The organism is Castellaniella defragrans, from assembly GCF_014203015.1.
In the GTDB taxonomy this organism is placed as follows: domain Bacteria; phylum Pseudomonadota; class Gammaproteobacteria; order Burkholderiales; family Burkholderiaceae_B; genus Castellaniella; species Castellaniella defragrans.
The window spans coordinates 157,065-178,103 of sequence record NZ_JACHIB010000008.1; the positions used below are offsets into that span (position 1 = coordinate 157,065).

The 21,039-nt window shown below is 72.7% G+C and carries 14 protein-coding genes; 5 read left to right on the forward strand and 9 right to left on the reverse strand.

Annotated elements, in window-relative coordinates:
* Window positions 1-80: 80 nt before the first annotated feature.
* From recD to recC, 3 genes are read right to left on the reverse strand one after another with little or no spacing between them, the layout of a single operon-like run.
* The gene (gene recD, locus HNR28_RS08520; RefSeq protein ID WP_184142757.1) at window positions 81-2,072 is read right to left on the reverse strand and encodes an exodeoxyribonuclease V subunit alpha; all 1,992 of its coding nucleotides are present in this window, start codon (window positions 2,070-2,072) and stop codon (window positions 81-83) included.
* Window positions 2,065-5,775, reverse strand: a complete 3,711-nt coding sequence (gene recB, locus HNR28_RS08525) for an exodeoxyribonuclease V subunit beta (protein WP_244978235.1) — start codon at window positions 5,773-5,775, stop codon at window positions 2,065-2,067. Before recB ends, recD begins: the two co-directional genes overlap by 8 nt.
* Entirely contained in the window at window positions 5,772-9,257 is a 3,486-nt protein-coding gene (gene recC, locus HNR28_RS08530; protein ID WP_221291642.1) for an exodeoxyribonuclease V subunit gamma, read from the reverse strand. The genes recB and recC overlap by 4 nt, the downstream gene beginning before the upstream one ends.
* Window positions 9,258-9,387: 130 nt before the next feature.
* On the opposite strand from recC, the gene HNR28_RS08535 reads away from it, so the two are divergent.
* Both HNR28_RS08535 and HNR28_RS08540 read left to right on the forward strand, forming a co-directional pair.
* On the forward strand, window positions 9,388-10,179 hold the full coding sequence (locus HNR28_RS08535) for a YggS family pyridoxal phosphate-dependent enzyme (protein ID WP_052355708.1): 792 nt from the start codon (window positions 9,388-9,390) through the stop codon (window positions 10,177-10,179).
* 7 nt (window positions 10,180-10,186) lie between these two features.
* Window positions 10,187-10,723, forward strand: coding sequence for a C40 family peptidase (locus tag HNR28_RS08540; protein ID WP_184142760.1), 537 nt, complete (start codon window positions 10,187-10,189; stop codon window positions 10,721-10,723).
* 148 nt (window positions 10,724-10,871) lie between these two features.
* On the opposite strand, the gene HNR28_RS08545 is transcribed toward HNR28_RS08540, so the two are convergent.
* The 3 genes from HNR28_RS08545 to HNR28_RS08555 all read right to left on the reverse strand — a co-directional run bounded on the left by HNR28_RS08545 (window position 10,872) and on the right by HNR28_RS08555 (window position 13,755).
* Window positions 10,872-11,426, reverse strand: coding sequence for a Spy/CpxP family protein refolding chaperone (locus HNR28_RS08545; protein WP_084330583.1), 555 nt, complete (start codon window positions 11,424-11,426; stop codon window positions 10,872-10,874).
* Between the two features lie 178 nt (window positions 11,427-11,604).
* Window positions 11,605-12,288, reverse strand: coding sequence for a response regulator (locus HNR28_RS08550; RefSeq protein ID WP_043682051.1), 684 nt, complete (start codon window positions 12,286-12,288; stop codon window positions 11,605-11,607).
* Window positions 12,289-12,291: 3 nt separating this feature from the next.
* Window positions 12,292-13,755: an ATP-binding protein gene (locus HNR28_RS08555; protein ID WP_151025022.1), complete on the reverse strand. Its 1,464-nt coding sequence runs from the start codon at window positions 13,753-13,755 to the stop codon at window positions 12,292-12,294.
* A 222-nt stretch (window positions 13,756-13,977) separates the two neighbouring features.
* On the opposite strand from HNR28_RS08555, the gene tenA reads away from it, so the two are divergent.
* Window positions 13,978-14,658 (forward strand): thiaminase II, encoded by a 681-nt coding sequence (tenA, locus tag HNR28_RS08560; protein ID WP_151025021.1) that lies wholly within the window; start codon window positions 13,978-13,980, stop codon window positions 14,656-14,658.
* A 48-nt stretch (window positions 14,659-14,706) separates the two neighbouring features.
* Here tenA and HNR28_RS08565 read toward each other — a convergent pair whose 3' ends face one another.
* Window positions 14,707-15,837, reverse strand: coding sequence for an aminotransferase class V-fold PLP-dependent enzyme (locus HNR28_RS08565; RefSeq protein WP_043682048.1), 1,131 nt, complete (start codon window positions 15,835-15,837; stop codon window positions 14,707-14,709).
* 326 nt (window positions 15,838-16,163) lie between these two features.
* On the opposite strand from HNR28_RS08565, the gene HNR28_RS08570 reads away from it, so the two are divergent.
* Together HNR28_RS08570 and HNR28_RS08575 are read left to right on the forward strand one after the other, a co-directional pair.
* On the forward strand, window positions 16,164-17,450 hold the full coding sequence (locus HNR28_RS08570; RefSeq protein WP_151025020.1) for an EAL and HDOD domain-containing protein: 1,287 nt from the start codon (window positions 16,164-16,166) through the stop codon (window positions 17,448-17,450).
* A gap of 31 nt (window positions 17,451-17,481) precedes the next feature.
* Window positions 17,482-18,669, forward strand: coding sequence for a benzoate/H(+) symporter BenE family transporter (locus HNR28_RS08575; protein WP_151025019.1), 1,188 nt, complete (start codon window positions 17,482-17,484; stop codon window positions 18,667-18,669).
* Between the two features lie 28 nt (window positions 18,670-18,697).
* Here HNR28_RS08575 and HNR28_RS08580 read toward each other — a convergent pair whose 3' ends face one another.
* Both HNR28_RS08580 and HNR28_RS08585 read right to left on the reverse strand, forming a co-directional pair.
* Window positions 18,698-19,747: a TRAP transporter substrate-binding protein gene (locus HNR28_RS08580; RefSeq protein ID WP_151025018.1), complete on the reverse strand. Its 1,050-nt coding sequence runs from the start codon at window positions 19,745-19,747 to the stop codon at window positions 18,698-18,700.
* 96 nt (window positions 19,748-19,843) lie between these two features.
* Window positions 19,844-20,905, reverse strand: a complete 1,062-nt coding sequence (locus tag HNR28_RS08585; protein ID WP_151025017.1) for a TRAP transporter substrate-binding protein — start codon at window positions 20,903-20,905, stop codon at window positions 19,844-19,846.
* Window positions 20,906-21,039 lie beyond the last annotated feature (134 nt).

Genomic DNA, 21,039 nt, shown 5'->3' on the forward strand with positions numbered 1-21,039 from the left:
TAGCGGGGGCGCAATGACGGCAGGCCCACTTTCGGCATGGCCGCCCTGTCTGAAATCAATGAGCCGGACGGTACGCCCGCTCAGGGATTCCAGATGCCGCCCGCGCGCCGGGTCCTGCGCCGCACGGCATGATCCAGCAGGACGTCGCCGCCCGGCAGCACCAGCGCCAGCGCGCGGCGCGCCCGGGTCGCGCCGGTATAGAGCAGTTCGCGCGTCAGCAGGGGCGATTTCCGGTCGGGCAGCACCAGCGCCACGCGGTCGAATTCCGAGCCCTGGGACTTGTGCACGGTCAGGGCGTAGACGGTCTCCACTTCCGGCAGGCGCGCCGGCGACACCCAGCGCACGGCATCCCGGGTGGCGCCGGCGAAGGCCACCCGGATCATCCAGGCGCCCTCCCGCTCGGGATCGGGCAGCGGCAAAGCCACGCCGATGTCGCCGTTGGCCAGCCCCAGGGCGGGATGGTTGCGCAGCACCAGCACCGGCCGGCCGGGATACCAGGCGTCCTCGGCCGCCGGGACCAGACCCTCGGCCCGCAGGCGGGATTCGATGCGCCGGTTCAGCCCGCGCGCGCCCCAGGGGCCGTCGCGCAGGGCGCACAGCACCTGGAAGCGGGCCTGCTGCGCCAGGACGGCGCGCGCCCAGCGGTCCCGGTCCGCCTGCGCCGCCCGCGGATCGGGAGACGCCCGCAGGGCGCGGAACAGCGCGGGACAGCCGTCCGCGTCCAGAATGCCGCTGTCGTACAGCCAGGCATCGCCGGACGCGGCCCGTGCGCCCTCGGCGGACGGCCCGACCCGCACCAGGCTCAGGCCGTCCGGCGGCCGGCGCAGCAGTTCGGCCACGGCCGGCGCATCGCCCCGGTTCACGGCGGCGGCGAACCGGCCGATGCCGCTGTCGGCCTGGAAGCGGTGACTGTGGCGCAGCATGACCACGGCCTGGTCCAGCGCGGTGCCGGCGGGATCCCGCCAGGGCCACGCGTCGGGCACCGTCTCGCCGCAGCATTCGAGCAGGCGGCGGCACTGCGTCGGGGTGTAGTGGCCCTCCTCGGCGCGCGCGCACAGCTCGCCCAGCACCGCGCCGGCCTCGACCGAGGCGAGCTGATCCTTGTCCCCCAGCAGCACCAGGCGCGCATGGGCGGGCAGCGCGGCCAGCACGGCGTCCATCATCTCGATGTCCATCATCGAGGCCTCGTCCACCACCAGCACGTCCAGGTCCAGCGGATTGCCGGCGTGGAACTTCAGGCGCCGGGTATCGGGCCGGCTGCCCAGGAGGCGATGCAGGGTGAGCACTTCGGCCGGCACGCGTTCGAGCGCGGCGCGCAGCGCCGCGTCGGCCGGGGCCGACAGGCGCTCCAGGGCGCCGGCGATGGATTCGTTCAGGCGCGCCGCGGCCTTGCCCGTGGGCGCCGCCAGGCGGATGCGCAGGCCACGCTCCAGGCCGCGCGCCTGGGCCAGGCCCTGCAGGACCGCCAGCAGGCGCACGACCGTGGTGGTCTTGCCCGTGCCGGGGCCGCCGGTGACGATGCTGAAGCCGTGCAGCAGGGCCGCGGCGCAGGCGATCTTCTGCCAGTCCGGCGATTCGGCGGCGGGGCCGGCGAACACCGCGTCGAGCCAGGCGCGGATGCGGGCGGGCTCGCGCGCCTCCGGCGGCTCCAGGGCGAGGCGCCGGCCGAGATCCTCGCGGATGCGCCGCCCGGCGCGCCAGTAGCGGGCCAGGTACAGCCGATGCCCGTGCAGGACCAGCGGCTGCGGGCCGTCGCCGTCGCCCGCGAAGCCGGCCGCCGCCAGCGCCGCCAGGCAGCCGTCGAGCCCGCCGTCGATCCAGGCGGGCGGCCCGGTCCGTTCGTCCGCGTCCGGGTCGCCGCCCGGCGCGTCGAGGCCCGATTCGCACAGGGCCCGCAGGTCCAGGCAGGGATGGCCGTGGGCCAGCCGCGCGCTGCACAGGACCGCCAGGCGCAGCGCCAGCTCGGGCGCCCGCGGCGCCTGGCGGGCGAGCAGGCGGCCGAACGCCACGTCCAGGTCGCGCAGGCCGTCCTCGGGCTGGCCGAATGCCAGCCAGGGGGGAAATTCAGTCATCGCCCGCCTCCCCGTCCGCGCCGTCGAACAGCGCGTCCAATGCCTCGACGAGGCCGCGTTCGGGCCGCAGGGCCACCAGCCCCTGGCCGGGCGCCTCCTGGCCGCGCAGGAACAGGTACAGCGCGCCGCCCATGTGGCGCGCATAGTCGTAGTCCGCCAGCCGCGCGCGCAGCTGCCGGTGCAGCGCCAGCACGTACATCAGCATCTGCGCGTCGTAGCGGGACGCGCACATGGCCGCCTCCAGCGCCTCGGGAGCGTAGTCGGCCGCGCGCGCACCCAGGTCGTTGGACTTGTAGTCGATCAGGTAATAGCGGCCGTCGGCCTGCAGGACCAGGTCGATGAAGCCCTTGAACATGCCGTTCAGCCGCCCCGCCGCCAGCGCGGGACGGGCGGCGCCGCCGAACGTCGCGCGGCGCAGCAGCCCGTCCAGGCGTCCGATGTCCACCCGCTGCGCCGGCAGCCAGAACTCCATTTCCGGCAGGCAGGCCTGCAGGCTGTCCAGGCGCAGCACCGGGTCGCCCGGCAGGGCCGGCCGCCATGGCGTGCGCGCCAGCCGCAGCAGCCAGTCGTGCAGCGCGTCGATGTGCGCCTCCCAGCCGCGCACCGCGCAGCGCCGGGCGATCAGGTCGCGCGCCTCCGCGTCCAGGTCGCGGAAGCCGCGCCGCGCCGCCCACTCCAGCAGGCCGTGCAGGAACGTCCCGGCCTCGCTGCCGCGCGGAAAGTCGCGCAGGCCCGAGGCGAGCGGCACCGGCGCAGCCTCCGCCGCCCGCGGCGCCGGCGCGGGATCGGCCTGGCGGCCCTCGCGCAGCACGTCCTCGGCGGCGGTCTCGGGCGCGGCGGCATCGGCCAGGCACAGCGCGGAATAGCTGGAGATCCACCAGGGCTGGCCGACGGCCGGCGCGGCTAGGCGGCGGGCTTCGCCCAGCGCCTCGGGCGCTTCGGCCGGCGCACCGGCAAACGGCGCCTCGCCGGCGTCATCCGCCGATGCCGCGTCCCAGGCCATCAGGCCGGGATGGGCCCGCGCCAGCCCGTCCCAGGCCGCCCGCAGGTCCGCGCCCAGCAGGTGGCCGATGGCGCTGCCGCCGCCGGCCTTCAGCGGCCCCAGCGCCATCCAGACGGCGTGGCGCGCGCGCGTCAGCGCCACGTACAGCTTGCGCACGTCCTCGCCCAGGCGCTCGCCGTCCAGGCGCAGCAGCGCTTGGGCGTCCGCCTCCATGACCCATTCCCGGCCGGCCGCGCCGGGCAGCAGGTACGGCCCCTCGCCCGCCTTCACCGGACGCGCCTTGCAGACGAAGGGCAGGAAGACCAGGGGATATTCCAGGCCCTTGGACTTGTGCACGGTCACGACCCGCACCAGGCCCTCGTCGCTTTCCAGGCGCAGGCGGCGCCCGTCCTCGCCTTGAGGCGATTGGGCCTGGCGATGCAGGTAGCGCAGCACGGCCTGCTCGCCGTCCAGATGCGCGGCGGCCTGCTGCAGCAGCTCGGCCAGGTGCAGGAAATCGGTCAGGCGCCGCTCGCCCTCGTAGCCGTCGGCCAGCAGGCGGGCCGGCACGTCGAAATCGTGCAGCAGCCGGCGCAGCATGGGCAGCACGCCGCGCTGGCGCCAGATCTGGCGGTAGGCCTGGAACCGCTCGACCTGGGCGTCCCAGGCGCGTTCATCCTCCACCAGCCGGTCCAGCGCCTGCCAGTCCAGGCCCAGCGCCGGGGCCGCCAGGGCCGCGCGCACGGCGCGCTCGTCCTCGGGATGGGCGCAGGCGTCCAGCCACAGGGCGAGTTCCGCCGTCTGCGGCGATTCGTAGACGGAATCCCGCTCGGACAGGTACACGCTGCGCACCCCGGCCCGGGCCAGCGCCTGGCGCACGCTGCGCGCCTCGGCATGGGTGTTGACCAGGATGGCGACGTCGGCGGGCCGCACCGGCGTCCACCGGGCGTCCTCGCGCATGCCCGCCGCGCCGCGCCGGCCCAGCGCCAGCGTTTCGGCCACGCGCCGGGCGCAGAGCGCGGCGGCGTCCTGCTCGTACTGGGTCGAGGACAGGGGTTTGTCCGGCGCGGCCGGCTCGATCCAGCAGGCGCTCATGGCCGGGGCCGGGCGGCCCAGGACTTCCCAGCGTTCGGCGCGGCCCTGGGCCTGCACGGGGTGGAAGGCGATGCCCACGTCCGGCAGGCCGGTGGGAAAGGCCTGCGCGCCGCGCAGGGCGAAGCAGCGGTTGACCGCGGCGACCATGGCCACGGACGAACGGTAGTTGCGCCCCAGCGTCTGCACCCGTCTGGCGCAGGCCCGGCCCGCCCGCAGGTAGGTGTGCACGTCGGCGCCGCGGAAGCCGTAGATGGACTGCTTGGGGTCGCCGATGAAGACCAGCGCGGTGTCGGGGTCGTCGTCGGCCACCCGGTAGACGCGGTCGAAGATGCGGTACTGTACCGGGTCGGTGTCCTGGAATTCGTCGATCAGCACCACCGGGAACTGACGCCGCAGGGTCTGCGCCAGGCGCGCGCCCGCGGCGCCTTCCAGCGCGGCGTCCAGATTGCCCAGCAGGCCGTCGAAGCCCAGCAGCGCGGCGCTGGACAGGGCCTGGCGCAGGCGCCGGGCCATCCAGGCCAGGGCATGGCGCAGCAGGGACGCGCGCGCGCCGGGCAGCGCGGCCAGATCGGCGCGCAGGCGGACCAGGGCCGCGCTGGCGGGATGCTGCGGCGCCGGCTCCTCGCCCTGCCACTTGTCCTGGATGCCCTGCGGCGTCAGGCGGTCCCAGCCGGTCTTGAGATCCAGTTCGGCCAGCTCGGGGTCCCGCGCCCAGGTCCGCAGCGCCTGCATCCAGCGGCGCAGGTCCGCCGGCCGGATCTTCGTGTCCTTGCCCAGCGAGACCAGCCAGTCCTCCAGCGCGTCGGCGGCCTCGATCCAGGGCGCCTTCAGCGCGGCCAGGCGTTCCCGCCGCACCGCCCGGTGGCGCGCCAGCACGGCGGACAGGCTTTCGTCGGCGGCCTCGGGCAGGGATTCGCGGGTCAGCAGGCCGGACAGGCCGAGCAGGGCATCCGGCCCGGGCCAGACGGCCAGCACCTCGGCCAGGTCATCCGGCGCCAGCGGCGCCACGTGCGCGCGCCAGTAGTCCCAGGCCGTCTGGCGGATCTCGGCGCCCAGGTCCGGCTCCAGCCGCTGCTCGAACAGGCTGCCGCTGTCGAAGGCGTGCTCCTGCAGGACCCGGGCGCACCAGGCGTGGATGGTGGAAATGGCGGCCTCGTCCATGGACTGCGCCGCCAGGTCCAGCGTGCGGGCGCAGCCGGCCCAGCGGTCCCGCGGCCATTCCCGGCGCAGCGACGCCAGGAAGGGATCGGCCGCATGGCCGGTCTCGTGACCGGTTTCGTGATCGGCCCCATGACCAGCCCCATGATCGGCCCCATGGCCGGCTTCATCCCGCGCCTCGCCGGCGAACCAGACGGCGGCCTCGGCCAGGCGGGCGCGGATCCGGTCGCGCAATTCCTGGGCGGCCGCCTCGGTGAAGGTGAGGACGAGGATCTCGGTGGGCAGGCGCGGATCCTGCCCGCCATGGCCCAGCACCAGGCGCACGTACAGCGCGGCGATCGTCCAGGTCTTGCCGGTGCCGGCGCTGGCCTCGATCAGGTGGCTGCCGCGCAGGGGGAAGCGCAGCGGATCGACCTGGGGAATCGCGGGCGCACCGTTCATGCCGTCCCCCTGGCGCTGCGCACTCATGCTCCGCCCTCCGCCGCGGCGGGATACGAGCGGATGGCCCGCGACACCTCGCCGTACAGGACCTGCGCCCAATGGAAGAAGCCGCCGCCCGCGCACAGGCGGTCGAAATCGGGATAGCTGCGCCGCAGATACAGGTCGTCGGCCACCCGCTTGAGGTAAGTTTCCTCCGCCGCGCGCCAGGCCTTGCCGCCGGGTTCCGGATCGGCGCCGGCCCGCAGCCAGGCGCCCGCCGCGTCGATGTCCACCGGCAGCGCGGCGCGCATGCCGGTCCGCCAGGCGTCCCACAGGGCGCGCCACTGGCCGGCGGCCCGGTCCGGATCCAGCGGATCGAAGGACACGCAGCCCTTGGGGCTGACGAGCACCGTCGTCAGGGACCGGCCATGCGCGTGCGCGGCCAGATGGTCCAGCCAGGCCGGCACCATGGGCGCAATGCGATAGGAATCCCTGCCGTCCACCAGATGGCTGGCGAGCAGCACGATCCGGCCCCACCCGCCCTGCGCATCGCAGCGCCAGCCGCCCAGCGTGTCCTCGAACGTCCAGCCGCCATCCGGCGCGGCGCTGGCCATGCGCAGGGTCTCGTCGGACACCTGCGGCCAGTCGCCGCAGGCGCGGCGGTAGGGGTCGATGGCCTCCTGCACGCTGTCGCGCAGCGCCCGGGCCGCCGCCTCGCCCAGGCCGCCGGCGACCAGCGCGCCGCGCCGGCGCATGCGCTCCAGGCAGTCCCGGAACGCCGGCTCGGCTTCGACCGGGCCGGGCGCACGGCGCAGGGCTTCGAGCAGCTCGGCGCGCAGCTGCCACTGCGCCAGGCCGTCCCGGACGTAGGGTTCGCCTTCGTCCAGGTCGGGATCCGGCGCCTCGAAGTACACCTGCAGGCGCTGCTGGAAGAACGCGCGCACGGGATGCTTCAGGAACTGGCGCAGGACGTCCAGCCGCACGGCGGCGTCCCGGCGCGGCGGCGGCAAGGGAGCCGGCGCCGGCGCGGCGGCGGCCGGCCGGCGGGCGCCGCGCCATTCGGCGGCATAGGTGAACAGCGCGCCCGGGCCGCTGTCCGGCGGGACCGGAAAGTAGCGGCGGCTGAAGGGCTGCAGCGGATGGTGCAGGCTCAGGGCGCGGGACGGGGGCCCGGCCCCGTCGGCGCACCGCCAGCCCCGGTCCAGATGGTCCATGAGCTGGGACACCAGCACGGACGGCGGCTGCGGCGTGTTGTCGTGGATGCTGTGCCCGATCCAGGAGATGTAGAGCTGGTCGCGCGCGGACAGCAGGGCCTCCAGGAACAGGTAGCGGTCGTCCTCGCGCCGGGAGCGGTCGCCCGGGCGCGGATACAGCGCCATCAGGTCGAAGTCGGCCGGCACGCGCTGGCGCGGAAAGGCGCCGTCCTGCATGCCCAGCAGGCACACGCGCCGGAACGGGATGGCCCGCATGGGCATGAGCGTGGCGAAGGTCACCGCGCCGGCGAAGAAGCGCTGCGACAGGCCGGCCTGGTCCAGCTGGCCCAGGCAATGCTCGGCGACGATGGACGCCGGCAGGGCCTCGTCCACTCCCGCGGTCTCGCACAGCTGCGCCCAGTCCTGCAGGATTTCCCGGAAACGCGCCAGGGTGTGCTCGTCGGCATCCGACACCGGCAGGAAGAAATCGTCGAGCAGCGCCTGCAGGGACGCCACCCACCGCGCGGGCGCGGCGTCCTGGCGCAGCAGCCGCCAGTGGCGGTCCAGCGCGTCCAGCAGGCGGGCCAGCGCGCCCAGCGCCTGGGCCTGCAGCCCGCCCGTCTCGCCATAGGGCTCGATGGCCTGCCAGGCCGGCGCGTCGGGACCCGCCGCATAGCCCAGCAGCATGCGTTCCAGGCCGAAGCGCCAGGTGTGTCCATGGGCCGCCTCGGGCGCCTGCGCCAGGCCGAAGGCGCCGCGATGCTCGGCGTGCAGCCCCCAGCGCACCTCGGCGTCCCGCACCCAGGCCTGCAGCAGCGGCAGGTCGCCGGCCTCGATGCCGAAGCGCGCCCGCAGCGCCGGCACGTCGAGCCATTCCAGGACCTCCTGGATGCCCAGCCGCAGGCGCGGCAGGGACAGCAATTGCTCCAGCACGATGACCAGCGGATCGGCCTGGCGCTGCCCGCGGTCCGCCAGGGCATAGGGCACGTGGCGCCGGTCGCCGGGGCCGTACTGGCCGAAGACCGCCTGCACGTGGGGCGCGTAGGCCTCGGTGTCGGGCACCATCACGATCACGTCGCGCGGCTGCAGGCCGGGATCGGCGGCGAAGGCCGCCAGCAGCTGGTCATGCAGGATCTCGACCTCGCGCTGGGCGCTGTGGGCGACGTGGAAACGCAGCGAATCGTCGCGCGCCGCGTCCAGCGCCGGCCAGCGCGCGCGCGTCTCGGCCAGGGGCCGCAGATCACGGATGTCGTCCTGCAGCTGCTCCAGCAGCGTGGTCCCGGGCAGTTCCTCGAAGGCGTCGATGCGCCGGTGCAGGGCTTCGAGGGCCAGGCCGCAGCGCGTCCGGTGCGCCGGATCGTCGATGTCGTCGAGCAGGCCGATGAAATCGCGCCCCTGGCGTCCCCAGGAGGCCAGCAGCGGATGCGTCTGCTGGTGCAGCGCGTCCTCGTCCAGGATTTCCGGCATGCCCGGCCGGCGCGACTGGCGCCGGAAGCGCGCCCGCAACAGGTCGCGGTCGCCCAGGATGTCGGCCCAGTAATGGGCGCAGGGATTGTTCACGCACACCAGGATCTGGATCCAGCACGACAGGCCCGACAGGGCCTCCAGGATCTGGCGCGGCATGGCGGAAATGCCGAAGACCAGCAGGCGGCGCGGCAGCCCCGCCGGACGCGGGGCGCCGCCGGACGCCCGGATCCGCGCCATGAAGGCCGCGTGCACGGCGGCGCGGCCGACCGGCTCGCCCGCGGCCGCGCCCAGGTCGTCGAGCAGGGCGCGCCACAGGCGGGCCTGCCAGGCCTGGGATTCGGGCAGCGGCCGCTCGCGGCCGTACGCATCGGGCAGGACGGCCTCGCCCCGGCTCCAGGCATCCAGCCAGTCGGCCCGGTAGACCTGGTACTGGTCGAACAGGTCCGCCAGCCGGTGGGCCAGCTGGTGGCGCTTGCGCACGCCGGCGTCGTCGGCGAGGAAGCGCGCCACCGGCTCGAAGCCGGGCTCGCCGGCCAGCGCCGGCAGCAGGCGCATCAGCCGCCAGGCCAGTGGATCCTTGTCCAGGGGGGACTGCTCGGGAACCGCATTCGCACCCAGCACGGCGCGATAGGCCTGCCACATGAAGCGCGACGGCAGCAGGAAATCCAGCGCGGCCGCGATGCCGCAGCCCTGCTCTCGCTCGGCCAGGGCCAGGCGCAGCCACTGCGCGATGCCATTGCTGTGCACCAGCAGGCATTCGTTTTCCAGGGGGTCGAGCGGCGAATGGCACAGCCAGGCGACCAGCACCTCGCGCAGCTGTTCCGCCCGATTGCCGTGGACCAGCATCAGCCCCGGAGTGAGTTCCGTCACGCCTGCTCCTTCGATCGATCAGACAGCATCATAAAAGGCTTTCGGCCCCGCCGCATTGGGATTGCCGCGCGTTGGGGTTATCCTAGGGACTGCCCTCGACCCATCATCCTTCTTGCCCGAGACCGCTGCAATGAACGCTGTGCCATCCCCCGTCCGGCCCGCCTACCGGACGGCCGCCACCCTGGAGGAAATCCGGGCCAACCTGGCCGACATCCGCGCCCGCATCGACGCGGCCTGCGCCCGCGCCGGGCGCGATCCCGCCGAAGTCCGCCTGCTGCCGGTCAGCAAGACCGTGGACGAATCCCGCATCCGCATGGCCTACGCGGCGGGCTGCCGCCTGCTGGGCGAGAACAAGGTCCAGGAAGCCTACGGCAAATGGGAGGCCATGGCCGACCTGACCGACCTGGACTGGGCGATCATCGGCCACCTGCAGACCAACAAGGCCAAGTTCGTGGCCCGCTTCGCCCGGGAATTCCAGGCCCTGGACAATCTGCGCGTGGCCGAGGCCCTGGACCGGCGCCTGCAGGACGAAGGCCGCGGCCTGGACGTCTTCGTCCAGGTGAACACCTCGGGCGAGGCCAGCAAGTTCGGCCTGGCGCCGGAAGAGGCGCTGGACTTCGCCCGCGCCCTGCCCGCCTACGCCTCGCTGCGGGTGCGCGGCCTGATGACGCTGGCGCTGTTCTCCCCGGACGAGGCCCGCGTGCGCCCCTGCTTCCAGTTGCTGCGCGACCTGCGCGAGCGGCTGCGCCAGGACGCCCCGCAGGGCGCGGATTTCGCCGAGCTGTCGATGGGCATGTCGGGAGATTTCGAGTGGGCGATCGAGGAAGGCGCCACCACCGTGCGCGTCGGCCAGGCGATCTTCGGCGCCCGCGCCCTGCCCGACAGCCATTACTGGCCGGAAGGCAGGACGGCCCCGGGCTGATCCGCGCATGGCCGCCCTCCCGTCCGCCGCGAGCCGCGCCGACCCGCCTCCGGGATGGCGCGCCGCCCGCGCCCTGGCGGCCGGCCTGCTGTGCCTGTGGCTGGCGGCCTGCGCCGGCCCGGGCGCGCGCAGGCCGGTTGCGGCCAATCCCAACATCGACCCGGCGCAGCGCACCGAGGTGGTCATGACGGCCCTGAGCCTGCTCGACACCCGCTACCGCTACGGCGGCTCGCAGGCCCGGCAGGGCTTCGACTGCAGCGGCCTGGTGAAATACGTGTTCGGCACGGCGGCCGGCGCCGCCCTGCCCCACAATACCGAGCAGATCGCCCGCATGAGCCGCCCCGTGCCGCGCAGCGAGCTGCAGGCCGGCGACCTGGTGTTCTTCGACACTCTGGGCCGGCCGAACTCGCACATGGGCATCTACCTGGGCGACGGGCGCTTCATCAACGCTCCGTCCACCGGCGGCCAGGTCCGCATCGACCGGCTGGACAATCCCTACTACCGGCGCCACTTCCAGTCGGTGGGGACGCTGTTCGCCCGATGAGGCAGGCTCCCGCCCGGCCATGAAAAAAACCAGGGCCGGCGCGATGCCGGCCCTGGACTTCCGGACTTCCGGACTTCCGATCTTCAGCCGCCCGGCCTGCCCGGACCGATCCAGGGCGAGGACGGGCGGGCACCGTCGGCGGCGCCGATCAAGACTTCGCGGGCTTGCCGGCGCGCTTGGGCGCATGCATGTCGGCCAGCTTCTGGCGCTGTTCGGGTGTCAGCACCGCGCGGATCTGCGCGCCGGTCTGGGCACGCAGCAGGGCCAGCTGCGCCTGGGCCTGGCCCAGGGCGTCGGCCGCCTGCTTGACCTTGGCCTCGTCGAAGGTGTCGGCCCGGCTCAGTTCGCGCAGCGATTCGTGCGCTGCGCGCAGGGCCTTCTTCTGGTCGTAGAAAGCCTGTTCCTGGTCGTGGCGGATCTTGAAGATCTTGTCCTGCTGATCCTGGCTGAGATCCAGGCCGCGCAGGCCGTGGGCCCCGCCGAAGCGGACGAAATCGCCGCCGCGCGGACCGAAATCACCGCCGCGGGGGCCGAATTCGCCACCACGCGGGCCGCAGTCGGGGCCGCCCTTCTGGTGGTGGCGGGGACCGCCCTCGTCCGGCATGCCGGGAGCGGCGGAGGCGGCCAGGGGCGCGGCGACCAGGGCGGCGGCCATGGCCAGGGCGGAGAGCGAGCGGGCGCGGGTGAGGTGGGTGAAGTTCATGTCGGTCTTCCTTTCTTCGTTTCCGGCGGCCCCCCGATGGAGCCGCGATGGAGACAGATTAAGGGCCGACTGCGGCGCAAAAATGGGCGAATCGTGAAGACTTCGTGGAGAAGCGTCAGCGGATCCTGCGCGAGCCGCCGAACGGGCGAACGAACCAGACGAACCGCCCCGCTGAGGTTCAGACGCCCCCGAGATCCAGCCGGTAGCCCACGCCGTAGACCGAGCGGATCAGTTCCTCGTCCGGACGCACGGCGGCCAGCTTGCGGCGCAGGTTCTTCACGTGGCTGTCCACCGCCCGGTCGGTGACCACGCGGCGGTCGTCGTACAGGCCGTCAAGCACCTGGTCGCGGGAAAAGATGCGCCCCGGCTGGCTGGCCAGCAGCGCGAGCAGGCGGAATTCCACCGGCGTCAGGTCCAGCGGCACGCCGTCCAGGCGCGCGCTCCAGGCACCCTCGTCGATCTCCAGCCCGCCGGTCTCGCGCGCACGGGCGGGCGCCAGGTCCGCCGCGCTGCGGCGCAGGACCGCCTTGACGCGGGCCACGACCTCGCGCGGGCTGTAGGGCTTGCAGATGTAGTCGTCGGCGCCCAGCTCCAGGCCCAGCAGGCGGTCGATCTCCTCGGTGCGGGCGGTCACCATGATGACCGGGATGGCCGTCCTGGCGCGGATGTCGCGGCACAGGTCCAGGCCGTCGCGTCCAGGCAGCATCAGGTCCAGCAAGACCAGGTCGGGCGGCCAGTCCGCGATCAGGGGCATGACCTCCAGGCCGTCGCCCGCGCAGCGCACCTCGTAGCCGGAGGCCTGCAGGTAGGTCCGCAGCACCTCGGCCAGCTTGGGCTCGTCTTCCACCACCAGGATCCGCATGCCTCACTCCTCGTCCATCGCGCGCAGGCCGCCCGACCCGCCTGCTCCGACCGCCGCATCCGCCGCCCGCGCCTCGGCCAGGGGCCATTCGACGCGGATCGCCAGGCCGCCCAGGTCGGACGGCGCCGCCGAAATCCCGCCGCCATGGGCCTGGACGATGGAACGGCAGATCGCCAGGCCCAGCCCCGATCCGCCGTGGAGGCGGCTGCGCGAGGATTCCACCCGGTACAGGCGGTCGAACAGGCGGGGCAATTGATCGGGCGCCACGGCGGGCGCGGTATCGGCGAGCTCCAGCACGATGCGGCCGTCGCGCCGGCCGAGCCGCAGCCGCACGCGCCCCGGGCTGTCGGTGTAGCGCAGGCTGTTTTCCAGCAGGTTCGCCAGCAGCTGCTCCAGGCGGCGCTCGTCGCCGGAGAGCCGCAGGCCGGGCTCGATGTCCTGGTCCAGCGCCAGGCCGGCCCGGGTGTAGCGCTCCCGCACCGCGTCGAGCGCCCGTGCGGCCAGCGCCGACAGGTCCAGCGGCTGCATGCGGTAGTCCAGCGCGCCCGCATCGGCCAGCGACAGTTCGTGCAGGTCGTCCACCAGCCGGTTCAGACGGCCGATCTCGTGCGCCAGCGAGGCCAGGGCGGCCTCGTCCGGCACGCGCAGGCCGTCCTGCAGGGCTTCGATTTCCCCGCGCAGCACGGCCAGGGGGGTGCGCAGTTCGTGGGACACGTCCGCCATCAGTTCGCGGCGCAGGCGGGCGTTGCGCGCCAGGCTGTGCGCCAGGCGGTTGAAGTCGCGCGCCAGGCGTCCGAGCTCGTCGGGAGCCCCGACGCGCACGCGGATGTCGAAATCGCCGTCGGCCAGCCGCCGGGTGGCCAGGGCGAGACGCCGCACCGGCACCAGCAGCAGGCGCGCCAGCAGCAGGCTGACCAGGGCGGCCAGCAGCACAGACAGGCCGACGATCACCCAGGTCGCCCGCAGCTGGCGGGCCTGGAAGCGGCGATCGATCTCGTCGTTGACCACCATGGGCATGGGCGCGGGACTGAGCAGCCAGCCCACGGAGCGGCCCTCGACGGTCACGGGATGGCGCATCAGCTCGGCCCCGGGGCGCACGCGCGGCCCCGCCAGCCAGCCGCCGTCGGCGTCCAGCAGCGTGACGCGGAGCGGCGGCCCCGGCGGCGGCCCGCCATCGCGGTCGCGCTCATGCTCGTGCTCGCCGCCCGGCCGGCCGTAGCGCGACAGGCGCAGGCTGCGCCCCCAGCGATCGCCGCTCCCGGCGAGGAAGCCCCAGCCGCCGGCCTCTGCGTAATCGACGGCGAGCGCCTGCGCCAGGCTGTCCAGCCGCTGGTTCTCGCGTTCCCGGATGTAGTCGTCGAAGCCGCTGTCGAAGCTGTAGCGCACGGCCATGCCCATGGCGAGCGCCACGACGATGCAGGTCGCCAGGATGGCCAGGAACAGCTTGAAGGTGATGCTGGAGCGCATGAAGTCATTTCCACGGGCGGGGATGCGGTCCCCGCCGTCCACGCTATCGTACCGTAGGCGGGCCGCGGACGGCCGGCGAGGACGGCTGCCGCATGGCCGCGCCTGGATGGCGATGACCGGCGCACGGATCGCGCCGCAGGCAGGCGGCCGACACACGGCCGGCGCACGCCCCCCGCGCGGGCTACACTCGGGGCCGCATACCCGCTCGCCAAGGAGACCCGCATGACGCCCGCATCCGATCCGACGCCCTTCGCCGCCCTGGTGGCCCGCTGCGCCCCCGAATGGGAAGCCTATTGCCGGCACGAATTCGTGCGCCGGCTGGCGGCCGGCACCCTGCCGGCCGAGGCCTTCCGCCGCTACCTGCGCCAGGACTACCTGTTCCTGCTGCACTTCGCCCGCGCCTGGGGGCTGGCGGTCTACAAGAGCCGCAGCATCGCGGAACTGCGCCAGGGCCTGGACAGCCTGAAAGCCATCGTGGACCTGGAAATGGGCCTGCACGTAGACTATTGCGCCCAATGGGGCATCGGCGCGGACGAGCTGGAAGCCCTGCCCGAAGCCCGCGAGACCATGGCCTACACCCGTTACGTGCTGGACGCCGGCCATCGCGGCGACCTGCTGGACCTGCACGTGGCGCTGGCCCCCTGCCTGGTCGGCTATGCGGACATCGCCCGCTGGATCGAGGCCCAGCCGTTCACCGTGCGAGGGACGGCCAATCCCTACGAGGCCTGGATCGCCATGTACGCCAGCGAGGAATTCCAGGCGGCGGCGCAGGCCGAGCGCGCCTGGCTGGACGCGCGGCTGGCGGGCCAGACCGCCGAACGCCTGGACGGGCTGGCGGCCACGTTCCGCGACGCCACCCGCCTGGAGATCGACTTCTGGCAGATGGGGCTGGACAGCGCCTGAAGCCCATGCCCGGGCGCCGCGCCCGGATCCGGTTACGCCCGGATCCGGTTACGCCTGGATCCGGTCCAGCGCCCGCGCCAGGGTGGCGACGGTACGCTCGACGTTGTGCAGCTTGTCCAGGCCGAACAGGCCCAGGCGGAAGGTCTTGAAGCCTTCGGGCTCGTCGCAGGCCAGGGGCACGCCGGCGGCGGCCTGCAGCCCTGCCTCGGCGAACTTGCGCGTCGTGTGGATGCCGTCGTCGGTGGTGTAGCTGACCACCACGCCCGGCGCCTCGAAGCCGGGCGCCGCGACGCTCTTGAAGCCGCGTTCGCGCAGCAGCGCGCGCACGGCCTGGCCGAGCTGGCGCTGCTCGGCCTTGACGCGCTCGTAGCCGTAGGCCTCGGTCTCGGCCATCACGTCGCGCAGCACGGTCAGGGAATCCGTGGGCAGCGTGGTGTAGTAGGCATGGCCGCCCTTCTCGTAGGCTTCCATGATGCCCAGCCACTTGCGCAGGTCGCAGGCGAAGCTGGTGCTCTGCGTGGTCTCGATGTGCTTGCGGGCGGCCTCGCCCAGCATCACCAGGCCGCAGCAGGCCGACGAGGTCCAGCCTTTCTGCGGCGCCGAGATCAGCACGTCCGCGTGCACTTCGCGCATGTCCACCCAGATCGTGCCCGAGGCGATGCAGTCCAGCACGAACAGGCCGCCCGCCTCGTGCGTGGCGTCGGCCACCTGGCGGATGTAGTCGTCGGGCAGCATGATGCCGGAGGCCGTCTCCACGTGCGCGGCGAACACGACCTCGGGCTTGAACTCGCGGATCGCCGCGACGACCTCGGCCACCGGCGGCGGCTCGAAGAAAGGCTGGGCGCCGGCTTCGGTCGGGCGGGCCTTGAGCACGCGCTCTTCGGAGGGGATGCGGCCGGTCTCGAAGATCTGGCTCCAGCGGTAGCTGAACCAGCCGTTGCGGATCACCAGGCAGCGCCTGCCGGTGGCGAACTGCCGCGCCACGGCCTCCATGCCGAAGGTGCCGCTGCCCGGCACGACGATGGCGGAATGCGCCCCGTACACCGACTTGAGGGTGCGGGAGATGTCGCGCATCACCTGCTGGAACGACGAGGACATGTGATTCAGGGCGCGGTCGGTGTAGACCACCGAATATTCCAGCAGCCCCTCGGGGTCTACTTCAGGCAGCAATCCAGGCATGGGTCTCTCCGGCGGAACGATGCCCGATTGTAGACCACCCCCCGGAAAACGGGCGCGCGGCGTCCCGGAGGGCGGACATCTCGCACCGCGTGACGGAAACGTCCTCCCGCGAAGGCTGGCGGACCGGCCGGTGCTGACCCCCGGCGGCAGGCACAGTACAATGCTCGGCGGCGGCTGCACGGACGAGCCGCCGCGGGCGGGAAGCCGGGAACAACAAGAACAAGACCAGAACCGCCGTTTTCTTTTCAAGACGACGACAAGAGACAAGGCCTGCGCGCGAGCCGCGTGCCCGTGAAAAACACCGCAGGCGCCCACAAGGAGACCCGATGGAAGAACCTACCCTGACGACCGATCCGTCCACCGACGCCGCGGCCGAGGCCCCGCCCCCCCTGCCGCCGCGCCTGATCCGCCGCGAGCCGATCCTGGACCAGAACCGCGGCCTGGCCGGCTACCGGATGCGCGTGCTGTGGACCGCCGAGCCGCAGGCGCCCGATCCGGACACCGGCGCCGCCCTGATCGAAGCCGCGCGCACGCATGGCGCCAGCGCCTTCTTCGCCTACGTTCCCCACTGGATCGACGGCACCCCCGGCCTGCTGCAGAACGCCTACGTGCACATGCTGCCGCGCCACCGCACCTATCTCGAATTCCCGGAAACGACCGAGATCACGCCGGAACTGATCCAGGCGCTGCAGGGCCTGGCCCGGGGCGGCACGAAATTCTCCATCCGCGGCGACCTCGCCGCCCAGCCCGGCCGCGAAGCGCTCCTGCCCTTCTGCAAGATCGTGCGCTTCGATCCCGCGCTGAGCACCAAGGCCGACATCTTCCGCCAGAGCTTCCAGCACAAGCAGGCCGGCCGCCAGCTGATGGCCGTGAACTCGCCCGACAAGGCGACGCACGACAATTTCATGCTGCTGGGCTTCACCCTGTTCCAGGGCCACTGGCCCATGGACCTGGCCTCCGCGGCGTCCCTCACGCCGCGCCAGAAGACCCTGCTGCGCCTGGTGACGCTGATCATGGGCGAAGGCGAAGCCCCGGAAATCCAGGCCTGCCTGCAGCAGGACCCCGAACTGGTCAAGACCCTGCTCGACATGGTGAACACCCCGGCCTTCGGCCTGAGCCAGGAGGTCGAGTCCCTGAACCAGGCCATCATGCTGCTGGGCCGCCGGCAGCTGCAGCGCTGGATCCAGGTCCTGATGTACACCGAGGCCGGCCGGCCGGCGGGCTACCTGTCGCCCATCCTGCTCCAGGCCAGCGCGCGGGCGCACCTGATGGAAGCCCTGTCCACCCTGGTCCACCCCGAGCAGACCGTGCGCGCGGAAGCCGCCTTCACCACCGGCATCCTGTCCATCATGGACCAGATGTTCCAGGGCACCATGCAGGACCTGCTCGCGCAGGTCCACGTCGACGTCCCGGTGCGCGACGCCCTGCTGCGGCGCGAAGGCGCCCTGGGTCCGGACCTGCGCCTGGCCACCCTGATCTTCCCTTCGGACCGCGACGCCGAGGAAGACCCCGCCCCGCTGCTGCAGGCGCTCGGCGTCACCGCCGAGCAGCTCGACCCGCTGGTCCAGCAGGCCTTCACCTGGGCGCACAGCATCACCCAGGCCGCGCCATGAAATGCTGCCCCCCGCACGTCCAGGGAAACGCATGAGCACGGACACGACAGCCGGAGGGATCGCGGGCTGGCTGCGGATCTCGCACATCTCGGCCGGCTTCATCGCCGTCCTGGTCGGCTACACCAGCTCCGTCGCCATCGTGTTCCAGGCGGCCAGCGCCGCCGGAGCGCACGGCGAGCAGCTCGCCTCGTGGATGTGGGCGCTGGGCATCGGCATGGGCGTCACCTGCATCGGTCTGGCGCTGGCCTGGCGCGCGCCCGTGCTGACCGCCTGGTCCACCCCCGGGGCGGCCCTGCTGGCGACCAGCCTGGGCGACGTCGGCCTGGCGCAGTCCATCGGCGCCTTCCTCGCCTGCTCGGCCCTGATCACGCTGTGCGGCGTCATGGGCTGGTTCCAGAAGATCATGGACTGGGTGCCGCGGCACCTGGCCTCGGCGATGCTCGCCGGGATCCTGCTGCGCTTCGGCATGGACCTGTTCGTCTCCATGCAGGGCCGCCCGCTGCTGGTGGGCGCGATGCTGCTCGCCTTCCTGCTGGCCCGGCGCGCCCTGCCGCGCTACGCCGTCCCCCTGGCCCTGGCCGCCGGCATCGTCTGCGCCGCCCTGCAGGGCGGCCTGTCCCTGGCCGGGCTCGACTGGACTCCCGCCCGGCCGGTCTGGATGGCGCCCGAGTTCTCGCTCTCGACCTTCGTGGGCGTGGCCCTGCCGCTGTTCATCGTCACCATGACGTCCCAGAACATCCCCGGCCTGGCGGTGCTGCGCGCCAACGGCTATGCGCGCGTGCCCGCCTCGCCGCTGATCTCCTGGACGGGAGCGACGGGCATGCTGCTCGCGCCCTTCGGCGGCTTCGCCTTCAACCTGGCCGCCATCACGGCCGCCATCTGCATGAGCCCCGACGCCGACCCGGACGCCGCGCAGCGCTACAAGGCCTCGGTCTGGGCGGGCGTCTTCTATCTGTTCACGGGCATCTTCGGCGCCACGGTGGTGGCCCTGTTCGCGGCCTTCCCGCACGAACTGGTCGCCGCCATCGCGGGACTGGCCCTGCTGGGCACCCTGAGCGCAGGCATCCACGACGCGCTGCAGGCGCCCGAGCACCGCGATGCCGCGCTGGTGACCTTCCTGGTGACGGCCTCGGGCATGAGCCTGCTGGGCATCGGCAGCGCCTTCTGGGGGCTGGTGCTGGGCGGCGCCTGCCACCTGGCCCTGAACCGGCACCGCTGAACCGGGCCGCCCTCCGGCCCGGGCGGGCTCAGCGCCGCATCGAGAACTCCTTGACCAGGTTGCGGGCGGCCGTGTACAGATCGGCGCCCTGGCCGCCCTTCTTGTCGACCGCCTCGATCCACAGGTCGCGCACGCCCTGAGTCGCGTCCACCCAGCGCTGGTATTCGGCCTCGTCCATGGCGTGGAACTCGCTGCCGTTTTCCCTGGAGGTCTTCATGAACTCGGCCTCCCGCTCGTCGAAGACGGTGCGGCCCGCCCAGGCGGACACCTCGATGCCGCTGTTGTCGTCGATGACTTTCTTCAGGTCGGGCGGCAGGCTGTCGTAGCGCGCCTGGTTCATGCCGAACAGGAAGATCGAATTGCCCATGCGCGGCTTGCCCTGGGGCACGTCCAGGTGGTAGCGCGAGATCTCGTCGAGCTTGATGGCCGGCACGCCCTCCCAGGGCACCGCCGCGCCATCGACCACGCCCTTGGCCAGCGAATCGGGCACGGCGGGCAGCGGCATCTGCACCGGCACAGCGCCGATGGCCTCCAGCATCTGGGAATTGACGCGGTTGGCCGAACGGATCTTCAGGCCCTTCATGTCCGCCAGAGTCTTGGGCCGCTTGCCGACGAAGTGGATCAGGGTGCCACCGTGCATGTGCATGAAGATCGGATGCACGCCCTTGTATTCGTCCAGGGCGTACTTCTGCGTGAAGGCCCACAGGGCCCGGCTGCCGGCCTCGGCGTTGGGCACCAGCCAGGGCAGCTCGTACACCGCGCTCTTGGTGAAGCGGCCCGCCGAATACGTCGGCAGGGTCCAGACGATGTCGGCCACGCCGTCCTTGGCCTGGTCGAAGAGCTGGGCCGGCGTGCCGCCCAGCTGCATGGCCGGATAGATCTGGCAGACCAGGCGCTGACCGGATTCCTGCGCGATCCGGTCGCACCAGGGCTGGATCATGTTGAGTTGCGCGTTGGAGGTGGCCGGCAGGAAATGGTGCACCTTGAGGACGATCTGTTCCCCCTGGGCGGTTGCCGCCAGCGCCAGGCCGGCGGCCGCGCCCGCCAGCAGGCGCAGCACGGATGCGTGTCGTTTCATCGTATGTCTCCTTTGGGTGGTGAAATGCGCGATGTCCAGGACGGCCGCCGCACCGGGACGCGCCGCGCACCGCGCGGCGCCTGGCCGGATCCGCGCTCAACGGCCGGACGCATGGCTCTTGACCATGTTGCGCGCCACGGCGAGCAGCTCGGCGCCCTTGCCGCCCCTGGCATCGACCGCCGCGATCCATTCCTGGGAGACCCCGCGCGTGGCCTCGACGAAGCGCCGGTATTCCGCGTCCGGCATGTCGTAGAACTGGTTGCCGGCGGCCTTGGCCTGCGCCTTGAACTTCGGGATGACCTCGTCGAAGCCGACCCGGCCGGCCCAGGCCGAGGCCTTCAGGCCGCTGTTGTCGTCGATGACTTTCTTCAGGTCGGGCGGCAGGCTGTCGTAGCGCGCCTGGTTCATGCCGAACAGGAAGATCGTGTTCGACAGCCGGGGCGCGCCCTCGGGCACGTCGAAATGGTAGGAGGCGATTTCCGCCAGCTTGATGGCCGGGGCGCTCTCCCAGGGCACGGTCACCCCATCCACCACGCCCTTGCTCAGGGCATCGGGCACGGCGGGCAGCGGCATCTGCACCGGCACCGCCCCCAGCGCCTCGATGGTGCGGGCGTTGGAACGGGTCGCGGCGCGGATCTTCAGGCCCTTCAGGTCTTCCAGCGTGCGGGGGTGCTTGCCGGAAAAATGGAACAGCGCGCCGTCGTGCAGGTGCATGAAGATCGGATGCACGCCCTTGAACTCGTCCAGGGCGAACTTGTGGACGTATTCCCACAGCGCCTGGCTGCCGGCCTCGGCCTTGACCGCGATCCAGGGCAGCTCGAAGACCTCGCTCTTGACGAAGCGGCCCGCGGCGTAGGTCGGGACGGTCCAGACGATGTCGGCCACGCCGTCCTTGGCCTGGTCGAAGAGCTGGGCCGGCGTGCCGCCCAGTTGCATGGCCGGATAGATCTGGCAGACCATGCGCTGACCGGATTCCTGCGCGATCCGGTCGCACCAGGGCTGGATCAGGTTGATCTGGGCGCTGGAGGTGGCGGGCAGGAAATGGGCGACCTTCAGGACGACCGGATCGGCCGCCCGGGCGCCCGCGGCCGCCGTCAGGCCCAGGGCCAGCGCGGCCAGCACCCTGCCCGCGCGGAATGTCTTGGAATGCTGCTTCATGCGTGTCTCCTCATGGGTCGGCGTGGTTCGCCTGGTTTGAATGAATGCGCATCGCACGGCGCGAACGCGCTTGCACCGGACGCGCGCCGCACCGAACAAGCACCGCGCCGCATGCGCGCGTCCCGCATCGGGCG